This is a genomic window from Streptomyces sp. NPDC057682 (assembly GCF_042799575.1).
In the GTDB taxonomy this organism is placed as follows: Bacteria; Actinomycetota; Actinomycetes; order Streptomycetales; family Streptomycetaceae; genus Streptomyces.
The window spans coordinates 374,157-395,270 of record NZ_JBHVIN010000005.1 but is presented as its reverse complement, the minus strand read 5'-3'; the positions used below and the strand labels follow the sequence as shown (position 1 = coordinate 395,270).

Here is a 21,114-nt window from a genome sequence, read left to right as displayed (position 1 = left end):
TGAACGGGGGCGGGAGGGGGCGCGGTCACATGTGGCGGTGGTAGGCCTTGTTGGCGATGCGCCAGCCGCCGCCAGTATGCACCAGCAGGAACACGTCGGTGAAGGTGTCCGCCCCGTGCCGCAGCGTCATGCCGGCGGTGGCGACGGTCCCGTGGACGTCGACCGTGTCGATGCGGCGGACGCGGGAGACCTCGTCCGGTGCCGGGTGGCCCGGGAAGAGCGCGCAGTAGGCGTCGAGGTCCCAGGAGACGAACGCGCCGTCGCGCACGCCCTCGATGTGGGCGGTGGGCAGGAAGGCCTCGCGGAAGTGGGCGGGGTCGCCGGTGGCGTGGCCGCGTAGGTACGCGCGGAGCGGCGCGCGGACGGCCGCGTCCGGGGCGGGGGCCGTCGCGGCGAGCGCGATGTCCGCACCGGGGCCTGCCGGGGTCGCGGCCAGCTCCGACGCGCTGGGCAGCGGAACGTCCGAGGCCGCGGCGAGGAGGGCCATGTCCTTGGCCAGGGCGCCCGTGGTGAAGTCGGCGTTGCCGTCCGTCGGCCCGCCGAGCAGGAAGCGGCGTTTGCCGGCCACCAGGGCGCCGAGGCGGCCCAGTTCGAGGACGTCGAGGACATCGGCGCGCGGGAGGCCGAGGGCGTCCGCCTGGCGCAGCGGATCGCGCAGGGCGAGCACGGCACCGGCGAGCCCGCTGTTGGCGACGAGTTTGAGCGCGGCGGCCGTGGCTGCGTCGTCCACACGGCGCACCGTGCCGAGATCGTCGAGCACCGGCCGCACACGGTCGAACGCGCTCGTCCGCGCCGCCGTGAGGATGTGGAGGGTACCGGCGGCCGCGGCCGGCACGGATCCGAGCACCGGGGCGTGGACGTACGCCGGGCCGAGCCGCCCGGCCAGCGCCGCCGCCTCGGCGGGAGACACGGTGGCGGTGTTCACCACCACCGCGTCCTCGCGCAGCGACGCGCTCGTCGCGTCGACGACCTGGGCGCAGGCCGGTCCGTCGAACAGGGCCAGGAGGACGACATCCGCCCCTGCGACGGCCTTCGCCGGATCGTCGGTGGTCCTGACGGCGCCGTCCGGCCGCCCCGAGCGGGTCCAGCCGACGACGTCATGTCCCCGGGAGGCGAGTCGTGCGGCGAAGGCGGTTCCCATGCGTCCCAGACCGAGGACGGCGATCGTGTGCGATGCGTTCATACGAGCCACGGTGCGGCACGACGAGCGATGCGACAAGCGCATAGTTCGCATGCCTGATCTGCTTCGCACGCATACCTGGGAGGCATACTTGTCGCATGGATCTGCAGGTGTGGCGTGCGTTCGTGACGGTGTGCCGGCTCGGTTCGCTGTCCGCGGCGGCCGTCGAGCTGAACCACACGCAGTCGGCCGTCTCACGGCAGATCGCGGGGCTGGAGCGGCAGCTCGGCGTTCCCCTGATGGAGCGTCATGCGCGCGGTGTGCGGCCGACGGAGGCCGGGGAGGTGTTCCGCCGTCATGCCCTGGCGACACTGGCCGAGGCCGACCGCGCGCTGCGTGCGGTACGGGAGGCGCGGGACGGGACGGCCGGGCGGCCGCTGGTCATCGGGGCGACCCCGTCGCTCGCCGCGGGGATCGTGCCCGAGGCCGTCCGGCGTCTGCTGGACGGGGCGGGGGCGTTGCGCTGGAGTCTGCTGCCGGGGCTCAGCACGCATCTGGTGAGCCGTGTCGTCTCCGGCGATCTCGATCTGGCGGTAGTGACCGACGCCCCTCCGGGGCTGCCCGCCGACGCGTCGTGCGAGCGTCGCTTCCTGGGGCTCGACGCGATGGTGGTCGTGGTGCCGGTGGGTCATCCGCGGGCCGGACGGGGTCCCGTGGAGATGCGGGTCCTGGGTGACGAGACCTGGGTGGAGGACAACGAGGGTTCGGCCGCCCTGCTGCGCCGGCACGCCGCCCGAGCGGGGGTCGGCGCCCGGATCGGTCTCGCCGCGGCCGATCTGCCCGGCAAGCTGGCCATGGTGGCGACCGGGCACGCGATCGCGCTGATCCCGGGGGTGCTCGCGGGCGCGCTGCGGGCCGACGTCACCACCGTAGGGCTCGTGGATCCTCCGACCAGGGGCATCTACGCGCTCACTCCGCGCCGCTCCCCTCACCCCGCCGCCGCACCCCTCGTCGATCTGCTGGCCGAGGCCTTCGCGTAGCTCCGTGCGCACGGGGTGCCCGGAGGGTGGGGTGCCCGGAGGGTGGGGCGCGGCGGTCCGATCCGGCATTCCTCCGTGCCGGACGGTTCGCGCGATCGGGCGGGGTGCGCGCGGGTGAGTCCGTACGGGTGGGCCGGTCCGCTGGACGGGGCAATGACACGTGTCGTCCATCGTTCCCTGTGTGCCGCCTGTCCAGGATGCCCGTATGAAACCCAAGCCCCAGCGCCTCGCCGCGCTGCGTTCACGCGCCCGGTCCACAGGCGTCGCCTGTGCCGTGCTCGCCGCGGTCGTACCGGCCGTCACTCTCGGCTTCGGCGTCACGCCCGCGTCGGCCGCCCCGCTGCCGGGCGGCCTCGGGCCGTGTGTGCCCGGTGACTGCCCCGACCCGTTCCCCGGAATCAACAACGGCCCCATCGCCGGCCGGGACAACGGCATCAACATCTTCGTGGGCAATGACTTCCTCGTCCGCGGCCGTGCCGCCGAGGCGGAGGGTCGCGTCGTGGTCCTCGACGACTTCGACCAGAACAAGGACGCGGACGCGAGCGCCCTGTACAACCTCGGAGTCGCGGGCGTCGGGTCCCGGGTTCCGCCGCCCAACGGCGCGGACTCCCTGACGTCCGGCGGGGACGTCACCATCGCCGACGGACAGCGCCTGGACACGACGGGCGGTCTGCCCGACGAGCAGGGCATCGTGCGGTACGCGGGCGACCAGACCGGCACCCTCATCGGCACGCCGGTCCAGGACCCGAACGCCATCGCCCAGTACGCGGGGCTGCGCGACGAACTGACCGCCGCCAGTCAGTGCTACGCCCGTCCCGACGGTTCCCTCCGCACCCCGACGGGCACCGCCGTCAACGAGGGCTTCCAGACGCGGTTCACCGGTGACGGGACGTCCGCGCTCCAGGTGTTCAACGTCGACTTCGACATGACGAACGCGACGGGCGGCCAGCAGGCGGTCCTCTTCGAGAACATCCCGGACAACGCGACGATCCTCGTGAACGTCATCGGGGCCGACCGGACGATCAACACGTCCAGCGGCGGCATCGACGACTCCACGGACCCGCTCAACGCGTACCGCGAGCGCCTGATGTGGAACTTCCCGGACGCCACGACGGTGGATCTGACGGGCTCCGGCCAGTTCCAGGGCAGCTTCCTGATGGGTGAGCAGTCGTCGATGACGACGGTGTCGCTCCCGGGTGTGAACGGGCGCTTCTTCACCACCGGTTCGGTGACGCACACCAGTCCCGAAGGCGGGGGCGGGGGCCAGGAGTTCCACTCGTATCCGTTCAACGGCGACCTTCCCGATTGCGGCGGGCCGCAGCCGGTGACGGGTCAGGTCAGCGTCCTGAAGAAGGATTCGGACACCGGTGACCCGCTCGCGGGCGCCGACTTCGAGCTGTGGCGCGAGACGAACGGGGTGGACGGCCTCCAGACCACCGGCACCGATCCCGACACCCGGGTCAGCGACTGCACGACCCCGGCCGACGGCATCTGCTCGGAGACCACGGCCCTGGGCACGTACTACTGGCGCGAGACCGCGGCCCCCGACGGCTACGACCTCCCCGACCCCAACGTCTTCGGGCCCCTCGTCCTCACCGAGGACAACGCCGAGGCCGGCGTCCGCGTCGAGGCCTCCAACACCCCGAGCGACGTCCCGCCGGTCACCGGTGAGGTCAGTGTCCTGAAGCAGGATTCGGAGACCGGCGAGCCGCTCGCCGGCGCCGACTTCGAACTCTGGCGCGAGACCAACGGCGTCGACGGCCTCCAGACCACCGGGGTCAACCCCGACACCCAGGTGACCGACTGCACGACCCCCGCCTCCGGCATCTGCTCCGAAACCACCGACACCGGCACCTACTACTGGCGCGAAACCGCCGCCCCCGACGGCTACGACCTCCCCGACCCCAACGTCTTCGGCCCCCTCGTCCTCACCGAGGACAACGCCCAGGACGGCGTCCAGGTCGAAGCGGCCAACACGCAGACCGTGATCCCGCGCACCAACGGACTGGTGAGCGTGCTGAAGAAGGACGCGGACACGGGTGCCCCGCTCGCCGGTGCGGACTTCGAGCTGTGGAAGGAGAGCAACGGCGTCAACGGTCTCCAGACCACCGGGATCAACCCCGACACCAAGGTCACCGACTGCACCACCCCCACCTCGGGCATCTGCGAGCAGCTCACCCTTCTGGGGACGTACTACTGGCGCGAGACCGCCGCCCCCGACGGCTACGACCTGCCCGACCCCAACGTCTTCGGCCCCCTCGTCCTCACCGAGGACAACGCCGAGGACGGCGTCCGGGTGGAGGCCGCCAACACGAAGACCCCGGTGCCGCCGGTGAAGGGGTCGATCACGCTGGACAAGACGGACTCGAAGAACGGGGAGCCGCTTCCGGGCGCCGTCTTCGAGCTGTGGCGCGAGACGAACGACGTGCCGGGTCTGCAGACCACGGGAGCGAACCCGGACACGCTGGCCGACGCCGGCTGCTCGACCGACAGCGCGGGGGTGTGCACCTTCGACGATCTGCCGCTCGGTGAGTACTACCTGCGCGAGATCGCCGTTCCGGAGGGCTACGTCCTGCCGGCCAACCCGGTCTCGGGTCCGTTCGAGGTGACGGAGGCGAACAGCTCGCAGGGCGTCCACGTCGAGCTGTCCAACAAGCGCGGCGAGCCGTGCAAGGGCAAGTCCTGCAAGGACCGCTCCCACCAGGGGGCGCGTGCCTGACCGGGTCACCCGCCCGGCCGTTCATCAATGGGCGGCCGGGCGGGCGCACTGATTGGCTGGCGGGACGGGGTTTCCGATCCGCCAGGAGGTCAGGCAGTGCGTCCCAACAGCTTCATCGGTGCCGTGGTCGCCACAGCGGCCACGGCACTGCTGTGTTCCGCGGGCCCCTCGGTGGCCTCCGCTCCGCGCGAGGCGGCGTGCACGGCGCCGGCCGGACCGTACCAGCGGCAGCTGGAGAAGCATCTCGGACTGCCCGTCGACGGGCGCCAGTCCGCCGCGGACTGCCGGGCCATCCGCGCCTTCCAGACCGCGCACGACCGCCCGCACGCGGACGGTCTCGCCGACCTCGGCACGTACCGCACCATGCTCGTGGTGGAGGCGACCCCGAATCCGAACGCGGCCGGGCACTGCCCGGTGGAGTCCTCACGGGTGACGTGCGTCGACATGGACCGGCAACTGCTGTGGGTGCAGAAGGGCAAGACGGTCGTCTTCGGGCCGGTGCCCACCCGTACCGGCCGTGACGCCCAGGAGACTCGGCCCGGCCGCCACACGATCTACTGGCGGGACCGCGACCACGTCTCCACGATCTACGACAACGCGCCGATGCCGTACTCGCAGTTCTTCGACGGCGGGCAGGCGCTCCACGGGCACCCGGGCGATCTCTACGACGGCGGCGGCTCCGCAGGGTGCGTCAATCTCACCGTGGACGACGCGGCGAAGCTGTGGGACCTGCTCGCTCTGGACGATGTCGTCTATGTGTGGGGAGTCAAGCCCGGGACCGGCGACTGAGCCGGGTCCTGAGGTCGGTGTCCAGGAGGCGGACCAGTTCGCCGACGCGTCCGCCGCCGTCCGGGGCCGCGGGGAAGCGGGTGAGGACGTCGACGACGAGCGGAGTGGCGTGCCGTGCCAGTTGCCGGAGGTGGCGGGGGCCGACGTTCCGGTCGTCGTCGGCGAGGAGTTCGGCCGTCCGCGCCGCGTGGGCGCCCGCTCCGAGGATGTGCTTGACCTGGGTCGCCCTGGCCAGGGGGTGGAGGTACGCGGCGGCGGCCGCGGACATGGCCGCCCAGGCGGCCTGCCGTCCCGCCTCGGTCTCCGCGCACTTGGCCGCTCCGAGGGCCGCGGTCGCGGTGTCCCTCAGGGCCTTTCCCCGTGCGCCGCCCCTCGCGAACTCCCCGGCGGCGGCAAGGGCGTCGCGGGGCCGGGTGTCTCCCGGCCGATCGTCCTCGAAGGCGCCGAGCGCCCCTTCCGCGCACGCGGCGGCGAACGCGGTCACGGCGCGCAGATCCTGTGTGCTGAGGGCGATCGTGTCGCTGTCTTCGGTCATCCGGCCATCCTCCCCGAAAGGCGGGCCGGGGGCCGCCGGGTCCCGTCGTCGCGGGGCGGGGAGTGCCTGCCGCGAAAGCCGGTTGAGCCGGGGCCGGGTGTCGGCGAGAGTCGTGCGCATGGAGTTCATCTGCTATCACCGCGACCGGCCCGGTTCCCTCCCTCTGCGTCAGGCGTTGATCGAGGAGCACTGGTCCTACATGGACCGGTTCGAGAAGGAACTGATCGCCCGCGGCCCGGCCTTCGACGCCGCCCGCGAGGTGCCCGTCGGCAGCGTGCACGTCGTCGCCCTGCCGGACCCCGCTGCCGCGCGGGCCTTCGCCTTCGACGAGCCCACCTACCAGGCCGGTGTCTACCGCGACGTGCTGCTGCGCCGGTGGCGCAACCTGCTGGGCCGCACGATGTGGGAGTTCCCGGGGGGCACGGAGGGGGAGGACCGCTATCTCGTACTCGGACTCGGGCAGGGGCAGGCGGTCGACCTCGACCCGCCGGCGAACCGGGACGACCTGCTGGCGTACGGACCGCTGCTGTCCGACGACGGTGGGACCTGGCTCGGCACGGCGGCGCTCCTCCGGGCCTCGGGCCCCGAGGCGGCGCGGGCCGTCCTGACGCCCGACGCGTACGCGTCCGTCGAGGTGCGGCCCTGGGAGTGCGGCGGGCGGCGTTAGCGACGAGGGCACCCCGGCACGAGAAGGGCCCTGAGGCGGAACGTGCCGCCGTCCGGCCGGGCCTGCACGGGCAGGTCCGGCGGGACGGCGGCGGGGCCGGGCAGGTCGGTGCCCGGCCCCTGGGAAGGGAGTTCACGGACCGTCACGGGGTGGAGGTCCGTGAACTCCCCTCCGGTCGGTGGGGTGGTCAGCGCCGGTGGTGGTGGCGGTGGCCCCGGCCCCAGGACTCGGTGTCGACGGTCCGGCCCCGGCTGTCGCGCAGGGTGGCGGTGTCGGTGTAGTTGTCCCAGACGTAGTCGCGACGGTCCTGGTAGAGGTCGGTGCGGGTGTCCCGGCCGTGTCCGGTGTGGACGCGCACGGTGGCACGCCCGGCCAGGCGGACGTCGTCGAAGCGGTAACGGTGCCCGTCGGAGCTGCGGAGGGTCCAGCCGTCGAGGTTCACCGCGTGGCGGCCCCGGTTGGTGAGCTCGACCCATTCGGCGTTCAGGGACCGGTTGGACCCGTCGTCGCGTCCGGGGCTGTCGGCCCGCACGTCGCTGATGACCACCTGGGCGCGGGAGGGATGCCGGTCGTGGTCGTGCGCGGAGGCCGGCAGGGCCGCGGCCGAGACGAGGGCGCCCGCCGTCAGGACGGTCGCGGCGATTCGGCGCGGGGTCGAAGAAGCAGACAAGGTGATGTCTCCTCAGGAACAGTGCCCCGGATGGTCCGGCGTGGGCCGGCCGGGGCGGTACGGGTTCCCGGTCCGTTGCGGGCCGGGAGCCAGAACTCTGCGCCTCGGGACGCCGCCGTGTCGGGCGTCGGCGGCCCGGTTACCGTTCGCGGACATTTCCGCAACTCTCGGCTGTATCCGGCACACATATGCGCCGGGCGTGGCCCTGACATTCACTGAACGTCGCACCGACCCGTTCAACGCTCAACAGGAAGCCCTTTCGGTCACGCTCCGACCGGCGGGGTTCCTCCCCCCAGGCATCCGATCGGGCCGCGGCAACCACGTAACGGCTGTTCTGCACGTTTCTTCGCACACAAGGACTTATTCAGCGCATGCCACCGATTACGGGTGGAAGGGTGCGGATCAGCGCGTGGTCGGGGTGAACTCGGGCTGGTCGAGAAGACGCAGCCAGCTTCCGTCCGGCTGGCGGCGGACGACCTGGGCCCGCGCGCCCGCGCCGTCCCTGGGCGGGGTCGAGGTGAGCGCGATCCCGTCGCTGATCAGGGTCGGCAGCGGCTGCTCCTGCTCGAAGCGGGGCCGGTTCGCGAGCACCTTCTCCCACAGGGCGCGGATCGCCTCACGGCCCTCCGTCCTGCTTCCCGCCGGATAGGCCATCACCGCGTCCTCCTCGTAGAGCGCGGCGACCCCCTCCGCGTCACCGGCGTTGGACCGCTCGACGAAGAGGCGGGTGATGTCCTCGGGGTGCATGGCCTTCTCGTACTCGGTCATGTCCGTCTCCTTGAATGAGCCGCACCGGGAGCCCCTTCACGGGCGAACGGTGCGGCGCGTGCCGTTGTGCCTCCCAGCCTGCGCGGAGTCCAATGAGAAGTCCAACAGATGGTTCTTGTGCGAGCTAGAATTACCAGTCATGGAACTGAGGCAGCTGGAGTACTTCGTCGCGGTCGCCGAGGAACGCAACTTCACCCGGGCCGCCGCGCGCGTGCACATCAGCCAGTCCGGTGTCAGCGCGCAGATCCGGCAACTGGAACGGGAGTTGGGCGCCGAGCTGTTCGACCGTTCGGCGCGGACCGTCACCCTCACCGTCGCGGGGAAGGCCGCGCTCGGCCACGCGCGCGCGGCGCTCGCCGCAGCCGGGGCGGTCGGTCAGGCGGTGGGCGAGGTGACCGATCTGATCCGGGGGCGGCTCACCGTCGGCATGGTCGTCGGCTGCACCCTGACGCCGCTGTTCGACGCCCTCGCCGGGTTCCACCGGGCGCACCCCGGGGTGGAGGTCTCGCTGCTGGAGGACACCTCGGAACGGCTTGTGGAGGGAGTGCGTACGGGGGCGCTGGACCTGGCCCTCGTCGGGGCGGCGAGCGCACCGCCCGAGGGCCTGGAGGCGCTCGTCCTCATCAGCGAGCGGCTGGTCGCGGCGGTCCCGGCCGGACATCCTCTGACGTCACGGCCGGGGCTCGCCCTGAGCGATCTCGTCGCCCATCCCCTTGTGTGCATGCCGCCCGGAACCGGGCTGCGCACCGTGCTCGACCAGGCGTGCGCCGCACGGCGGCTCACGCCGCTGGTCACCCTGGAGGCGGGCGCCGCGGACGCCATCGCCGCCCTGGCCGCGCGGGGGCTGGCCGTCGCCGTCCTCAGCGAGTCGATGGCCGCGGCCTACCAGGACACCCTCGTCGCCCTCGCCCTCGACGACGTGGACACCCCCGCCCTGCTCGCCCTCGTCTGGAAGGGCACGCACAGCCCCGGCATGCGCGAGCTGCTGGTGCACAGCCGGCGCGCGTTCGCGCTGCCCGAACCCCCGCCGCCCGCCGCCTGACGGGGCCCGGCGCCCTCAGTCGAGGCAGAACTCGTTGCCCTCGATGTCCTGCATCACGAGGCACGACTCGTTCTCCTCGTCCGCCTCCATCAGATACAGGCGCTTCGCGCCCAGTTCGGTCAGGCGCGCGCATTCCGCTTCGAGCACCGCCACCCGTTCCGCCCCCACCAGACCGGTGCCGACGCGGACGTCCACATGCACCCGGTTCTTGACCACCTTGCCCTCGGGCACCCGCTGGAAGTACATCCGCGGCCCCACCCCCGTCGGATCCATGCACACGAACCCGGCGTCCCGGCGCTCCGGCGGCAGCGTGCTCTCGTACGCGTCCCAACTCGCGTACCCGTCCGGGGGCGACGGAACGACATACCCGAGCACCTCGCACCAGAACCGGGCCACGCGCTGGGGCTCCGCGCAGTCGAAGGTGATTTGGACTTTCTTGATCGTCGCCATGGGGCCACCCTAGTCGGGCGCGTTCACGCGGTTCCGTGGCAGGGATGCCGGGCCGGTCGGCCCCGAACGCCCTCCGGCCGGGCGCCGCACCGCTCTTGACCCTGACGCGCGGGTCAGGGGTTAGCGTCGCCGCACCTCGTGGCCGGTGGCGGTCGTGCCGTCGGCCGGGTTTCGGTCAGGAGTGGTCCATGGGTACATCGCTGCCGCGCGTCACGCGGGAAGTCCGGCTCGTCTCGTCGCCGGAGGGGTTGCCGAAGGCGGCGGACTTCCGGGTGGTGGAAGCGCCGTTGGGGGCGGTCGGGGACGGTCAGGTGGTGGTCAGGAACCGGTTCTTCCTGGTGTTCCCGGGGCTGCGGACCCTGATGGGCGACGAGCACGACGGGGTGCCGCTGCCGCCGCTGCGGAAGGGCGACGCTCTGTTCGGGCCGGCGGTCGGGGAGGTGGTGGCGGCGCCGGAGGGTGCTGCGGTGAGGGTCGGGGACCTGGTGACTCATCTGCGTGGATGGCGGGAGTACGCGGTACTGCCGGCCGGTGAATGCGCGGTGGTGGGTGAGGAGTTGCCGGACCCCGTGGCGCATCTGGCTCAGGGATCCTCGGGATACGGCGCGTTGACGCGACTGGCGGGTGTGCGTGAGGGCGATGTGGTCTTCGTGACGGGGGCCGCCGGGGCGGTGGGGTCGTTGGCGGGGCAGACGGCCAGGCTGCTGGGCGCCGGGAGGGTGATCGGCAGTACGGGCTCCGCGCGGAAGGCGGAACGGCTCGTGTCCGAGCTGGGGTACGACGCGGTGGTGGTGCGCGGAGCCGGTCCGATCGCGGACCAGTTGGCCGTCGCGGCGCCGGAGGGGATCGATGTGCTGGTCGACACGGTGGCGGGCGAGCAGTTGGTCGCGGCGATCGGCGCGGCACGACAGGGAGCCCGGTTCGCGCTGGTGGGGGCCTTGTCGGGGCAGTTGTCCGCACGACGGGGCGGGGGCAGCGCGCCGGTGGAGGTGGACGCCTACCGCCTGGTAGTGAAGGGGATCTCGCTGCGCGGGTACGCCGGCCTGGACCACCCCGCTGTCGAGAAGGAGTGGGTCGGCCGTTTCGGCGACTGGCTGCGCTCCGGGCGGATCACCTTCGCGCACAGCCGGATTCCGGGCATCGATCGCGCTCCCGGGGCGTTGCAGGAACTGATCGAGGGCCGCCATTTCGGTTCCGTGGTCGTGGAGTTGTGACCCGACCCGACCCGGATCCGGTGGCGGCGGTCGTGGACTTCGGGTCACGGGAACGGGAGTGAGAGCGGTGCGGATCGGTGAGGCGGCGGCTGCGGCCGGAACGACGGCCAGGGCCCTGCGGTTCTACGAGCAGCGGGGGCTGCTGCCCCCTCCCGAGCGGACGGCGTCCGGCCAGCGGGAGTACGGACCCGACGAGGTGGCGCGGGTCCGGGTGATCCGTGATCTGCTCGGTCTGGGGCTCACGGTCGAGGATCTGCGCGGCTGCGCCGACCGTCTGCATCTCGTGACCGAGGACGTCTCGCCCCGGTGCGGATCAGCCGGGGCCGGAGGCGCGCCCTCCGGCGTCGTCGGCCGCAGACTCGCGGCCCTCGACTCCGAGATCGGCCGACTCGTCGCGCTCCGCGAGAACCTGGCACGACGAGCCTCCGGCCGCTGATTCCCGCCGGACACGGTGGGGGCTCCTCCCGGCGGAGTGGAAACCCGGGAGCGCGCGGGTCGGCCCGGCGGACCCAGCAGGTTGGCGGGCCGGCACACAGGGCAGACCCGGCAGACCCGACGGGTCCGACAGAGCGCCGACCCGCCGCGCCCGCCGGCCCGCGCCCCCGTCCCCGAGTTCGCCGCCGGTTCATCGCGTCTTCTGGCCCGGTTGTCCCCGCGCTGCTGCACTGGCCGGAGCGGCCGAGATCCACACGGTGCCTGCGGGCCCCTCCGGATCGGCCGCCCGCCCACGATCAAGCTTGACGTGCACACGTCTTGACTCATGGTCACTTTCGCAGCGACCTTTACTGAGCCGATCTTTCCCCGGGGAGACATATGAACAGCAAGGTTCTCGGCGCGGCCACGACGCTCGCCCTGTTGGCCGTGGTGGGGACCTCGCCGTCCCCCGCCGCCTCCGCGTCCCGTACGGCCCCCTCGGCCGGTCTGCCGCTCGGTGCTCCCGGGCTGACCGAGACGCGTACGACACGGACCCTGCAGCCGGGCGTCACGCTCACCCGGATCGTGCGGGGCGCCGATGCCGCCGCGCTCGCGTGGACGGTCGAGTTGTCGATCCCCGGCGGAGCGACCTCGCCCGACCCGGACGCGCCGCCGTCCGCGCTGAAGGACCGGGCCAGCGCCGACGAACTGGCGGCCGGTGTCCGCGCCCGCGGCTTCGACGCCCGCGTGGAGGACGTACGGACCCCGGCCGTCGCGGACTTCGCCGGAGGTTCGCTCGGCTGGCGGGTCCGGGTCGGCAGGTACGACTCCCAGGCCTCGGCGGCAGCGGGGCTGGCCGCGCTGAGGAAGGCCGGGTTCACCGGGTCCGCCCTGTACACCGGCTGGGACGGCGAGGCCACGGACCGCGGGCCCTGGCGCGTCGACGTGCTGACCATCGATCCCCGGCGGTTCCGGGGCGGTCTCACCGCGTCCTACGGGCCCGACCTGGAGAACCGGGAGACGACCAGCGCCCTGGCCAACGCCTCGGGCGCGACCGCGGCGGTCAACGCCGGGTTTTTCGTCCTGGACCCGAAGGCGGGCGCGCCGGGTGACCCGGCCGGCGCCGGCGTGTACCGCGGGCGGCTGCTCAGTGAGCCGGTGAGCGGGCGGCCCGCTCTGGTCCTCCGGGACGACGCCCGCGCCACCGGTGTCGCACGGTTCACCTGGACGGGCCGCGTCACCGCGCGGGGCTCCTCGCTGGCTCTGGACGGCATCGACCGCGTCCCGGGGCTCATCAGGAACTGCGGCGGCACGGCGGACGACACCCCCACCTCGCTCCCCCTGCACGACGTGACCTGCACGGACGACGACGAACTCGTGGCCTTCACCCCGGAGTACGGGCAGCGGACCCCGGCCGGCGAGGGGCTGGAGGCCGTCCGCGACGCCCGCGGCCGGGTCGTGGAGCTGCGCTCACCGCGCGGCGGGGCGCTGCCGGCCGGTGGCTCCTCCGTCCAGGCGACCGGCGACCGGGTCGCCGCCCTGGCGGCCCTGGCCCGGACCGGCCGGCCGTTGCGCGTCGAGACCGCGCTGCGCGACGACAAGGGCCGCCGGATCACCCCCTCCCCCGCGACCAGCGTCGTCAACGGGGGCCCCGAACTGGTCCGCGACGGCCGTACGCACATCACGGCGGCGGCCGACGGCATGGTGCAGCCGGACAATCCGAGCTTCTACTACGGCTGGGTGCACAAGCGGAACCCGCGCACCCTCGCCGGGGTGGACGCGGCCGGCCGGACCGTCCTGGTCACCGCCGACGGGCGCGACACGGACGCGCTCGGGCTCAGCATCCCCGAGGCGGCGGCCGTCGCGCGCTCCCTCGGACTGCGTGACGCGATCAATCTCGACGGCGGCGGGTCCACCACCCTGGTCGCCGGCGGCGAGGTGCTCAACGACCCGTCCGACGCCGCCGGTGAACGGCCCGTGAGCGACGCCCTGCTGATCCTGCCGGCCCGGCGGGAAACCGCCCCGCGGTGACGTGAACCGGCCCGGCCGAGCCGCACGGTCCCGGCCGACGGCCGCGACCTTCCCACCACCAGGAGACGACGATGACCGCGATCCCCGTCCGCAGAGCACGTCTCGTGCTCGTCGTGGCCGCACTGCTGCTGACGCTGGTGACGGCGCCGCCGCTGACGGCCCCTGCCTCGGCCGCCCCGCCCGGCACGGGGACGGGGACGGGGGCCGCTCCCTCGCGGGGCGCCGAGGTCGTCGGGGTCACCCGGGTCGCCGACCGGCAGGTCGACCTCTCGGTCCGTTCGGCGGCGCTCGGCGGGCGGACGGTCAAGGTGCGGCTGCTGACGCCCGACGGCTGGGCGCCCGGTGAGCGGAGCCGGCGCTGGCCGACGCTATGGCTGCTGCACGGCTGCTGCGGCGACTACACATCGTGGACGGCGCAGACGGACGTGGCCCGGACGGAGAGTCTGCGCAACGTCCTGGTGGTGATGCCGGAGGCCGGCTGGAACGGCTGGTACAGCGACTGGTGGAACTACGGCGAGGGCGCCGACCCGGCCTGGGAGACCTTCCACACGAAGGAACTGCGTTCCCTGCTGGAGCACGGCTGGGGTGCGAGCACCGACCGCGTCGTCGCCGGTCTGTCCATGGGTGGTCAGGGCGCCCTGCTGTACGCGGCCCGGCACCCGGGCATGTTCAAGGCGGCAGCGGCGTACTCGGGTTCGGCGCATCCGCTGCTCGACGACGAGTCGGTCGGCCGCATCATGGGGTTCTTCGCCGGGCAGGGCAACGACCCGCTGAGGGTGTGGGGCGACCCGGTGGCACAGCGCGAGGTGTGGGAGGCCCACGACCCGTACCACCTGGCGCGGCGGCTCACGACGCTGCCCGTCTATCTGTCGTGCGGTGACGGCAGCGCCGGTCCGTTCGACCCGCCGGGCAGCACCAACGCGCTGGAGGCGGACTTCAACCGGCAGAACCAGGCCCTGGCGGACGAGCTCCACCGCCTCGGCGCCAAGCGGCTGACCACGAACTTCTACGGTCCGGGCACCCACGGATGGAAGTACTGGCAGCGCGAGCTGCACGCCTCGCTGCCGATGCTGCTCCACGCCCTGCGCGCCGACCGCTGACGCGGACGTCCGGTCCCCGGCATCGGGTGATGCCGGGGACCGGTCGTGTGCGCGGGGAGGTGCGGGGTCAGGAGGCGACGAATCGCGCGATCTGGCCGAGGACCACGGTGTCGGCCAGGTAGCCGATGTGGGTCTGGCAGAGCACGTTGTTGTTCGTCGCTCCGCTGAGCTTGGTGCTGGTGTACGGGAGGATGATGCCGTCGCACGCCGAGTACCAGGTGGCGTACTTGGTGTCGCCGGGCGTCTCGTCACCCGAGGTGATCTGGGAGATGAACGAGGAGCCGGGGTACATCTGCTGGCACGTCGTGTAGATCAGGCAGGCGCCGGCGTACGTGGTTCCGTGGTTGGCGCCCGCGATGGAGGCGAGGTGGCTGACGCTGGTGTTTCCGCCCAGGACCTTCAGGTAGTACTGGCTGACGAGGCCGCCCATCGAGTGGTTGACGATCGCGACCTTGCTCGCCCCGGTGCGCGCCTTCACGTTGTTCACGAAGGCGGCCAGGCCCTGGGCGTTGGTGATGTTGTTGCCGTAGGAGTCGTACTCGTACGCGAAGAGGTTGGAGCTGGACCAGCCGTTGAGGCGGAAGACGCTCATGGCGGTCACCCAGTTCGAGGCGCTGCCGGTGTAGCCGTGCACGAACACGACCGGCGTGCTGGTCGACAGCGGCTGCACGGCGGCCGCGGTCGCCGTGGCGGGGGTCCGGGCGGGGGCCGCGCCGGCCGCGGAGGCCGAGGAGAACAGGGTGAACGCGACCGTGACGGCGGCGAGGGCGCCGAGAAGCCGGCGTGGTGAACGACGACGCATGGGGGACTCCTGACGGGGATGGGTGCGGACGGATGTCCGCCCGGTCCAGAGTCGGGGCGCCCGGCGCCGCCGCCATCGGTGAAATCACCGGCCTTCGGCCGAGAACGCCGGGGAGCTACCGGGGCGGGTCGTGGGTGATCAGCTCGCCCGGCTGGCAGTCCAGGACCTCGCAGATCCTCGACAGGGTGGAGAAGCGGATGGCCTTGGCCCGTCCGTTCTTCAGGACGGAGAGGTTGACCACGGTGATTCCCACGAGAGCGGAGAGCTGGGTGAGGGTCATGCCGCGCTCGGCGAGGACCCGGTCGAGATGGATCCGGATGGCGTGGTGCTCCTCCTCGGCCATCAGATGGTCCCTTCGAGGTCCTCTCGCATCCGTACGCCCTCGGTCATGATCTTACCCATCACGACCGCGGCCAGACCGGCCAGGATGAACTCCTGCGCGCCCACCACCTCCGGTCCGGACCCGACGACGGGGTCCATGCTCCCGGCGAGCCAGGACTGCGACCAGCCGACCACGAGTCCGGCGAGCGGAGTTCCGGCGGTGACGAACCAGCCGAGAACGGAGAGCCGGCGTGCCACGGCCCGGGTGAACGGCCCCTGTTCGACGACCGCCTTCATCATGCGGGAGAAGAGGAACAGGGCGACGGCGGCGAAGAGCAGCCACGGCAGTTCGCCACCGAGGTCGGCGGCGCGCTGGGCGGCGGACGGGTCCTCCTGGCACAGGCGGGTCGTGCTGCTGGTCGCCGTGACACCCGGACCTCCCGGGGTCCGGTCGGAGGCCAGCCGGGCGTTGTGCCAGAAGTCCGTCTCCACGCAGACCGCGCCGTCGTCCAGCATGTGCGTGGCCGCCGTACCGAGGAAGGCGAGCCCGAAGAGCACCGCCAGCACGGCGGTCAACGCGCCCAGGGTCCTTGTCAGTCGCGTGTTCACCGCACCCTCTCCTTATCGTTTTTCGATATGCCGAAGACTAGCCCGACCTATCGATATTCGACAAGTCGAGTGAGGGTGGACCACGGCGGGAATAGCGGCGGCCGGGCGCTGTTGACGCCAGCATGACTTCTGAGACGCACAAGGACTTCGGACGGATCGGCATCTGGAGCGGTGCCCTGCATCCGTCGCGGACCGACGACGCGGGACGGGCGGCGATCGCCGAAGCCCTGGCCGAGCTGGACGAGTTGGGCTACGGAACCCTGTGGCTCGGCAGCAGCCCCTCCCCCGAGGACGCGGCCGAGATCGTGACCGCGACGCGCAGGATCACCGTGACCACCGGGATCCTGAGCATCTGGAACCACGACGCGGCACAGGTCGCGGCACGGATCGCCGCACTGGACCCGGCCGACCGCGAGCGGTTCGTGCTCGGCCTCGGGGTCAGCCACGGTCCTCTGGTGCCGCGGTACGCGAAGCCTTACAGCGCGATGGTGGCGTACCTCGACGAACTGGACGCGGCGGCCGAGCCCGTCGGATCCGGCCGGCGGGTGCTGGCGGCGCTCGGTCCCCGGATGCTGAAGCTGGCCGCCGAGCGGGCGCTCGGCGCGCATCCGTATCTGGTGACCGCCGAGCACACGGCGGAGGCCCGCACGGCGCTCGGCTCCGGCGCGCTGCTGGCCCCCGAGCTGACCGTCGTGCTCGGTACGGACCTGGACCTGGCCCGCACGACCGCCCGCGGCGTACTGAGCCGCTATCTGCAACTCCCCAACTACACCGACAACTTGCTGCGCCTCGGGTTCACCGAGGACGACTTCGGCGGCGGTGGCAGTGCGCGGCTGCTGGACGCCCTGTTCGCGCTGGGCGACGCCGGCCGGGTGAAGGAGCGGGCCGGGGAGTACTTCGCGGCGGGCGCCGACCACGTGGCGCTCCAGGTGTACACGGCCGGGGACGACGGCTCCGCGCTGCCGCGTGCCGCCTGGCGCGAGCTGGCCGAGGCCTTCGGCGACGAACTGTAGGACGGCGGGGGCCGGCCGGGGCGCCCGGGGCCCGGCCGGCCCGCGTACGGGTGCGGGCTACGGCGTACGCAGCAGCGCGCAGACGAAGTCCTCCTCGACGGCCCGCAGCCGCTTGAGCAGGGCGGGTTTGTTCGTCTTGTTGACCTGGGTGGTGAGGGAGAGCGTCAGGGACCGTTCGCCGTCGGGGGTGGCGGCGATCAGCTGGGTGTAGCCGGGGAAGTTGCCCGTGTGGCCGTACACGACACCGCAGCGGGTGGCGTAGCGGAAGAGGGCCAGACCGGCCCGGTTGGTGCCGGGGCCCGCGGGCTCGGAGGCGCCGTCCACCCAGGTGCGCTGGTCACGGCGGGTCGGGGCCGAGAGCAGGGTGCGGCCCGCGTAGCCGCGGACGAAGGCCGTCATGTCCTCGGGGGTCGAGACGATGCCGCCCGAGGCCCAGACCCCCGACGCGCTGAGCACCTCGCTGACGTCCTCGGGCCGGGTCGGCGGGGTGCCGACGTCGTAGCCGTGCATGAAGGGGACCGGCATGCGGTAGCCCTGCGGCAGAGTGGTGTCGCGCAGGCCGAGCGGGCGGTACACGAGCCGGGCCAGCAGGTCCTCGTAGCGCCGGCCCGTCGCCGCCTCCGCCATGAGCGCGACGGCGATGTTGTCCGAGTTGGAGTACGCGTAGCGGGAGCCCGGCCGGAAGAGGAGCGGGCGGTCGGCGACGTAGTCGAGGAGCCGGCGGGAGTCGAAGTGGCGGCGCGGGTCCTCGGTGACCAGCGCGAGGAACTCCGCGTCCTGCGAGTAGTCCGGGAGTCCGCTGGTGTGCTGGAGGAGCTGGCGCAGGGTGACCCGGTGCCAGGCGCGCGGGAGCCGGGGAAGGACGCGGCCGACGGTGTCGTCGAGGCGCAGGCTCCCCCGGTCGACGAGGCCGAGGGCGACGGCGCCGCTGTAGGCCTTCGCGGTGCTGGCGATCCGCATGTGGTCGGTGACCCGGAGCGGGCGGCCGGTGCGGATCTCGGCCGTGCCGGCCCGGTGCACCTCGGTGCGGGTTCCCCGGCGCAGGACGGCGATGGCTCCGGGCGGGCCGCCGGGTGCCGTGGTCAGCTCGCGCAGCCCGCGGTCCAGTGCGTCGCGGCGTCCGTGGTCCGTGTCGGCGGCGGCGCCGGTCGGGGCGAGCAGCGGAGCGGTCAGACAGGCGGCGGCCAGCAGGGCGATCAGGGGACGGCGGACGCGGGGTGGGACGGTGGGCGGCACGGGCGGGCTCCTGGGGCGTGGACGCGGTGGGGCGTCCAGCTTCGCCCCGGGTCCGGCCGGTGGCGCGGGACCGTGCTCCATCCGGCCGAGGGCGGGCGGGCAGACGCCGGCCACCGTGCCGGGACCGGGGAGGACGGGAGCGCGGCGGTTCCGCCCTCCCCGGTCCCGGTCCCGGCGGCCCTGGGGTCAGCCGCTGTTGCGGACCGTTCCGGAGGCCTTCACGTCCGCGCCCGTGCCGTCCGCCGGGGTGGCGGTCAGCTTCCAGGTGTAGTTGCCGGACGGCGCGGCCGTACCGGCGTCCGTGGTCCCGTCCCAGGTGACCCGGACCGTGCCGGGGGTGTGCTCCCCGGTCCAGGTGCGCACGACCGTCCCGGTCGACTGCTGGGTGAGCGTGAGACGCCAGGAGGCGGCCGGCTTGGAGAGCCACCAGGCGGCGGCCCATTCGCCGGTCCAGGCGGGCGGGGCCTCGGTGCGCGCGACGCGCAGGGCGGAGACCGCCTGCTGCGGCGCGGTGATGTGCACGGTGTCGTCGGCGCCGACCGTGACGAGCTTGCCCGCGGCCTCGTCGAGGGTCCAGGTGGTGCCGCGTCCGTCACCGCTCGCGGGCTCCTTGACGTCCGTCACGGTGCCCAGGTCGGAGGTGGTGCCGTCGGCCAGGAGCGCGGTGAGGCGGATCCCGGTGCCGGCCTCGCGCCGGGCCAGGAAGTGGTCCCCGAGCAGGACGCCGGAGGCCGGGGCTTCGTACGTCCGCCCGGTCGCCAGATCCCGGACGCCCGCGGCGTTGCTCGCACCGCACGCCCAGTACAACAGGGTTCCGCTGAGCTGGAGTTCGTCGGGGACGCAGGCCGTCCCCAGCGCGGTGGTGCGGGTGACGGTGCCGGTGAGCAGGTTGATGGTGTTCACCGTGCCCGGCTTGTTCGGCGCCGCCTTGAGCAGGCGCTTCTGGTCGAGCACCGAGGCCATGGCGGGCTGTTCGCGGACGATGAGGTCGCGGACGGTGTCGACGACGTACTGGCGGCCGGATGCCTCGTAGAGGACGAAGTCCGGTGCCGTGTCGACGATGCGGCCGTCCGTGCCGGGCAGGGTGAAGCGGTCCGCCGGGTGCTCCGGGTCGTCGCCGGTCACGAGGACGTCGGCTCCGCTGTCGGGATCGGCCACGAGACGGGCGAACCCCTCGTCGTTGCCGTCGGCGAAGCGGCCCGCGGCCAGGCCCGGGAACTCCGGCAGCGGTTCGCCCTCGACGGGGTCCAGTCCGGTGCCGATGTTCCTGCCGTGGAGCGTACGGGTGCCCTGGAGGGCGTTCACGTAGCGCAGGCGTCCCCGGTCGAGACCCAGCGCCTCGATCGAGCCGTCGGCGGTCTTGACCTTGGGCACCTCGTGCAGGGGCAGCGCGAAGACGCCGCCCGAGCTGGTCCAGCTGAGCAGGCGCACCGCCCGGTCGCCGTCCGGCTTCCTGCCGAGCGCGAACAGGGTCGACTCCTCGGCGCCCTGGAAGATCTGCTCGATGTCGTCCAGCGGCGTGCCCAGGGCGGCGGATCCGTCGAGGGGGCTGAACCACAGCGGTCCGTCGCCCTCGCGCCAGGCGACGCTCTCCCGCACCACGTACGTCGTGACGTCGCTGTCGGGCGACCGCGTCGGCAGCGGGAAGATCCGGGGCGCGGCGCTGCTGCCGCGCTGCATGATGCGCACGCCCGGCTCGCCCGAGCGGGAGTACCAGCTGATGGTGGTCTGGGTGATCCGGACGTTGGTGGCGTCCGCCTCGACGGGCAGCGGGGCGACCGTGCCGTTGTAGGCGGTGAGGATGCCGTGGCCCGGTGTGCCGTCGGCCTTGCGGTAGCGGATCAGGAGCTGGTTGTCCCAGCCGCTGACCACGTCGGGCACGGCGCCCGTGGTGGCGCCGGCGGGCAGTTGCACGACCGGGTCCGGGTACGGGGAGCCGACGCCGCGCACGACGCGCAGCTGGTACGTGCCGTCGCCCTGGTCGACGGTGGCCAGCGGCCAGCCGCTGACGATCCGCAGGTTGAGGTAGTTCGCCGGGACCACCGTGACGCCGGAGTTGCGGGGGTCCTCGACGCCGATCTTCACGATGTCGGTGCCGCCGTCCTCGCGCGGGCGGAGGTACATGACGCGGTTGTACCCGTCGTGGCCGCTGACGATCGCGTCCTCCGCCACACCGTCGAGGTCGGTGATACGGGTGGTGGCGCTGTTGTACGTGTTGGTCCACAGGTAGGCGTCGCCCTCGCGGTACAGGACGCCGTTCCTGCCGGTGGCCAGCAGCTTCGCGGAGCCCTCCGCGTACGCGTCGGGCGCGGGTATCGCGACCTCGGCGGCCTCGGCGGCGTGGGCCGTGGCCGGCAGTACGGTCGTCAGGCCCGCGGCGAGCACGGCGGCGACGGCTGCGGCGGTGGCCGTGGTGCGCGTGCGCCGGGTGCGGTGTGTCGTGCGCAGGTGATGAGACACCTGACCCCCCTCTTGGTAACCGCACACATGTGCGTGATGCGGTGATCGCGGCCAAAGATACCCAGCTGTGCAGGAGTTGTGATCGGATTGTGCGTACTCCGTGTGTCGTGGAGG

Annotated in this window: 20 protein-coding genes; 10 read left to right on the top strand and 10 right to left on the bottom strand. The window is 72.9% G+C overall.

Annotated features, from left to right (window positions below; genetic code table 11):
• Nucleotides 1-25: 25 nt before the first annotated feature.
• Nucleotides 26-1,225 (bottom strand): nuclear transport factor 2 family protein, encoded by a 1,200-nt coding sequence (locus ACFVDM_RS11595; RefSeq protein ID WP_383636476.1) that lies wholly within the window; start codon nt 1,223-1,225, stop codon nt 26-28.
• Nucleotides 1,226-1,278: 53 nt separating this feature from the next.
• Here ACFVDM_RS11595 and ACFVDM_RS11590 point away from each other — a divergent pair, with 53 nt between their 5' ends.
• From ACFVDM_RS11590 to ACFVDM_RS11580, 3 genes are all read left to right on the top strand, one after another.
• Nucleotides 1,279-2,160 carry a LysR family transcriptional regulator gene (locus tag ACFVDM_RS11590; RefSeq protein WP_383636473.1) on the top strand — a complete coding sequence of 294 codons (882 nt, stop codon included), beginning with the start codon at nt 1,279-1,281 and terminating at the stop codon, nt 2,158-2,160.
• A 205-nt stretch (nt 2,161-2,365) separates the two neighbouring features.
• Entirely contained in the window at nt 2,366-4,879 is a 2,514-nt protein-coding gene (locus ACFVDM_RS11585) for a SpaA isopeptide-forming pilin-related protein (RefSeq protein ID WP_383636470.1), read from the top strand.
• A 96-nt stretch (nt 4,880-4,975) separates the two neighbouring features.
• Nucleotides 4,976-5,668 carry a L,D-transpeptidase gene (locus ACFVDM_RS11580; protein WP_383636467.1) on the top strand — a complete coding sequence of 231 codons (693 nt, stop codon included), beginning with the start codon at nt 4,976-4,978 and terminating at the stop codon, nt 5,666-5,668.
• Here ACFVDM_RS11580 and ACFVDM_RS11575 read toward each other — a convergent pair.
• Nucleotides 5,646-6,203, bottom strand: a complete 558-nt coding sequence (locus tag ACFVDM_RS11575) for a putative immunity protein (RefSeq protein WP_383636465.1) — start codon at nt 6,201-6,203, stop codon at nt 5,646-5,648. The two genes, ACFVDM_RS11580 and ACFVDM_RS11575, sit on opposite strands and share 23 nt — an antisense overlap.
• A 118-nt stretch (nt 6,204-6,321) precedes the next feature.
• On the opposite strand from ACFVDM_RS11575, the gene ACFVDM_RS11570 reads away from it, so the two are divergent.
• A complete protein-coding gene (locus ACFVDM_RS11570) occupies nt 6,322-6,870 on the top strand; it encodes a YciI family protein (protein ID WP_383636462.1) in 549 nt (182 codons plus the stop codon).
• Nucleotides 6,871-7,057: 187 nt separating this feature from the next.
• Here ACFVDM_RS11570 and ACFVDM_RS11565 read toward each other — a convergent pair whose 3' ends face one another.
• Together ACFVDM_RS11565 and ACFVDM_RS11560 are read right to left on the bottom strand one after the other, a co-directional pair.
• Complete coding sequence (locus ACFVDM_RS11565; RefSeq protein ID WP_383636798.1) at nt 7,058-7,546, bottom strand: lamin tail domain-containing protein; 489 nt, start codon at nt 7,544-7,546, stop codon at nt 7,058-7,060.
• A gap of 396 nt (nt 7,547-7,942) precedes the next feature.
• The gene (locus tag ACFVDM_RS11560; RefSeq protein WP_383636460.1) at nt 7,943-8,308 is read right to left on the bottom strand and encodes a YybH family protein; all 366 of its coding nucleotides are present in this window, start codon (nt 8,306-8,308) and stop codon (nt 7,943-7,945) included.
• Between the two features lie 139 nt (nt 8,309-8,447).
• Between ACFVDM_RS11560 and ACFVDM_RS11555 the strand changes: the two genes are divergently transcribed.
• Entirely contained in the window at nt 8,448-9,350 is a 903-nt protein-coding gene (locus tag ACFVDM_RS11555; protein WP_383636457.1) for a LysR family transcriptional regulator, read from the top strand.
• 15 nt (nt 9,351-9,365) lie between these two features.
• Here ACFVDM_RS11555 and ACFVDM_RS11550 read toward each other — a convergent pair whose 3' ends face one another.
• Nucleotides 9,366-9,800: a VOC family protein gene (locus ACFVDM_RS11550; protein WP_383636454.1), complete on the bottom strand. Its 435-nt coding sequence runs from the start codon at nt 9,798-9,800 to the stop codon at nt 9,366-9,368.
• Nucleotides 9,801-9,988: 188 nt separating this feature from the next.
• Between ACFVDM_RS11550 and ACFVDM_RS11545 the strand changes: the two genes are divergently transcribed.
• The 4 genes from ACFVDM_RS11545 to ACFVDM_RS11530 all read left to right on the top strand — a co-directional run bounded on the left by ACFVDM_RS11545 (nt 9,989) and on the right by ACFVDM_RS11530 (nt 14,559).
• A complete protein-coding gene (locus ACFVDM_RS11545) occupies nt 9,989-11,014 on the top strand; it encodes an MDR family NADP-dependent oxidoreductase (RefSeq protein WP_383636451.1) in 1,026 nt (341 codons plus the stop codon).
• A 67-nt stretch (nt 11,015-11,081) separates the two neighbouring features.
• Entirely contained in the window at nt 11,082-11,450 is a 369-nt protein-coding gene (locus ACFVDM_RS11540; protein ID WP_383636448.1) for a MerR family transcriptional regulator, read from the top strand.
• 377 nt (nt 11,451-11,827) lie between these two features.
• The gene (locus tag ACFVDM_RS11535) at nt 11,828-13,459 is read left to right on the top strand and encodes a phosphodiester glycosidase family protein (RefSeq protein ID WP_383636445.1); all 1,632 of its coding nucleotides are present in this window, start codon (nt 11,828-11,830) and stop codon (nt 13,457-13,459) included.
• 71 nt (nt 13,460-13,530) lie between these two features.
• Nucleotides 13,531-14,559, top strand: a complete 1,029-nt coding sequence (locus ACFVDM_RS11530) for an alpha/beta hydrolase (protein WP_383636442.1) — start codon at nt 13,531-13,533, stop codon at nt 14,557-14,559.
• Nucleotides 14,560-14,626: 67 nt separating this feature from the next.
• Here ACFVDM_RS11530 and ACFVDM_RS11525 read toward each other — a convergent pair whose 3' ends face one another.
• The 3 genes from ACFVDM_RS11525 to ACFVDM_RS11515 form a co-directional block, all read right to left on the bottom strand.
• Nucleotides 14,627-15,361 carry an esterase/lipase family protein gene (locus tag ACFVDM_RS11525; protein ID WP_383636439.1) on the bottom strand — a complete coding sequence of 245 codons (735 nt, stop codon included), beginning with the start codon at nt 15,359-15,361 and terminating at the stop codon, nt 14,627-14,629.
• Nucleotides 15,362-15,476: 115 nt separating this feature from the next.
• Nucleotides 15,477-15,704 (bottom strand): helix-turn-helix domain-containing protein, encoded by a 228-nt coding sequence (locus ACFVDM_RS11520; protein WP_383636436.1) that lies wholly within the window; start codon nt 15,702-15,704, stop codon nt 15,477-15,479.
• Complete coding sequence (locus ACFVDM_RS11515) at nt 15,704-16,291, bottom strand: DUF2975 domain-containing protein (protein WP_383636433.1); 588 nt, start codon at nt 16,289-16,291, stop codon at nt 15,704-15,706. Before ACFVDM_RS11515 ends, ACFVDM_RS11520 begins: the two co-directional genes overlap by 1 nt.
• Before the next feature lie 122 nt (nt 16,292-16,413).
• Between ACFVDM_RS11515 and ACFVDM_RS11510 the strand changes: the two genes are divergently transcribed.
• A complete protein-coding gene (locus ACFVDM_RS11510) occupies nt 16,414-17,304 on the top strand; it encodes a TIGR03620 family F420-dependent LLM class oxidoreductase (RefSeq protein WP_383636430.1) in 891 nt (296 codons plus the stop codon).
• A 57-nt stretch (nt 17,305-17,361) separates the two neighbouring features.
• Here the strand turns inward: ACFVDM_RS11510 and ACFVDM_RS11505 are convergent, their stop codons facing one another.
• Both ACFVDM_RS11505 and ACFVDM_RS11500 read right to left on the bottom strand, forming a co-directional pair.
• Entirely contained in the window at nt 17,362-18,621 is a 1,260-nt protein-coding gene (locus ACFVDM_RS11505) for a serine hydrolase domain-containing protein (RefSeq protein WP_383636427.1), read from the bottom strand.
• A gap of 105 nt (nt 18,622-18,726) precedes the next feature.
• Nucleotides 18,727-21,000: a FlgD immunoglobulin-like domain containing protein gene (locus ACFVDM_RS11500; RefSeq protein ID WP_383636424.1), complete on the bottom strand. Its 2,274-nt coding sequence runs from the start codon at nt 20,998-21,000 to the stop codon at nt 18,727-18,729.
• Nucleotides 21,001-21,114 lie beyond the last annotated feature (114 nt).

Excerpts from the sequence above, each read along its gene's own strand:
- ACFVDM_RS11510 (WP_383636430.1), top strand. The coding sequence starts at position 16,414 with ATGACTTCTGAGACGCACAAGGACTTCGGACGGATCGGCATCTGGAGC.
- ACFVDM_RS11525 (WP_383636439.1), bottom strand. The coding sequence starts at position 15,361 with ATGCGTCGTCGTTCACCACGCCGGCTTCTCGGCGCCCTCGCCGCCGTC.
- ACFVDM_RS11575 (WP_383636465.1), bottom strand. The coding sequence starts at position 6,203 with ATGACCGAAGACAGCGACACGATCGCCCTCAGCACACAGGATCTGCGC.
- ACFVDM_RS11530 (WP_383636442.1), top strand. The coding sequence starts at position 13,531 with ATGACCGCGATCCCCGTCCGCAGAGCACGTCTCGTGCTCGTCGTGGCC.
- ACFVDM_RS11570 (WP_383636462.1), top strand. The coding sequence starts at position 6,322 with ATGGAGTTCATCTGCTATCACCGCGACCGGCCCGGTTCCCTCCCTCTG.
- ACFVDM_RS11555 (WP_383636457.1), top strand. The coding sequence starts at position 8,448 with ATGGAACTGAGGCAGCTGGAGTACTTCGTCGCGGTCGCCGAGGAACGC.
- ACFVDM_RS11545 (WP_383636451.1), top strand. The coding sequence starts at position 9,989 with ATGGGTACATCGCTGCCGCGCGTCACGCGGGAAGTCCGGCTCGTCTCG.
- ACFVDM_RS11550 (WP_383636454.1), bottom strand. The coding sequence starts at position 9,800 with ATGGCGACGATCAAGAAAGTCCAAATCACCTTCGACTGCGCGGAGCCC.
- ACFVDM_RS11595 (WP_383636476.1), bottom strand. The coding sequence starts at position 1,225 with ATGCGCTTGTCGCATCGCTCGTCGTGCCGCACCGTGGCTCGTATGAAC.
- ACFVDM_RS11505 (WP_383636427.1), bottom strand. The coding sequence starts at position 18,621 with ATGGAGCACGGTCCCGCGCCACCGGCCGGACCCGGGGCGAAGCTGGAC.
- ACFVDM_RS11585 (WP_383636470.1), top strand. The coding sequence starts at position 2,366 with ATGAAACCCAAGCCCCAGCGCCTCGCCGCGCTGCGTTCACGCGCCCGG.
- ACFVDM_RS11520 (WP_383636436.1), bottom strand. The coding sequence starts at position 15,704 with ATGGCCGAGGAGGAGCACCACGCCATCCGGATCCATCTCGACCGGGTC.
- ACFVDM_RS11590 (WP_383636473.1), top strand. The coding sequence starts at position 1,279 with ATGGATCTGCAGGTGTGGCGTGCGTTCGTGACGGTGTGCCGGCTCGGT.
- ACFVDM_RS11560 (WP_383636460.1), bottom strand. The coding sequence starts at position 8,308 with ATGACCGAGTACGAGAAGGCCATGCACCCCGAGGACATCACCCGCCTC.
- ACFVDM_RS11535 (WP_383636445.1), top strand. The coding sequence starts at position 11,828 with ATGAACAGCAAGGTTCTCGGCGCGGCCACGACGCTCGCCCTGTTGGCC.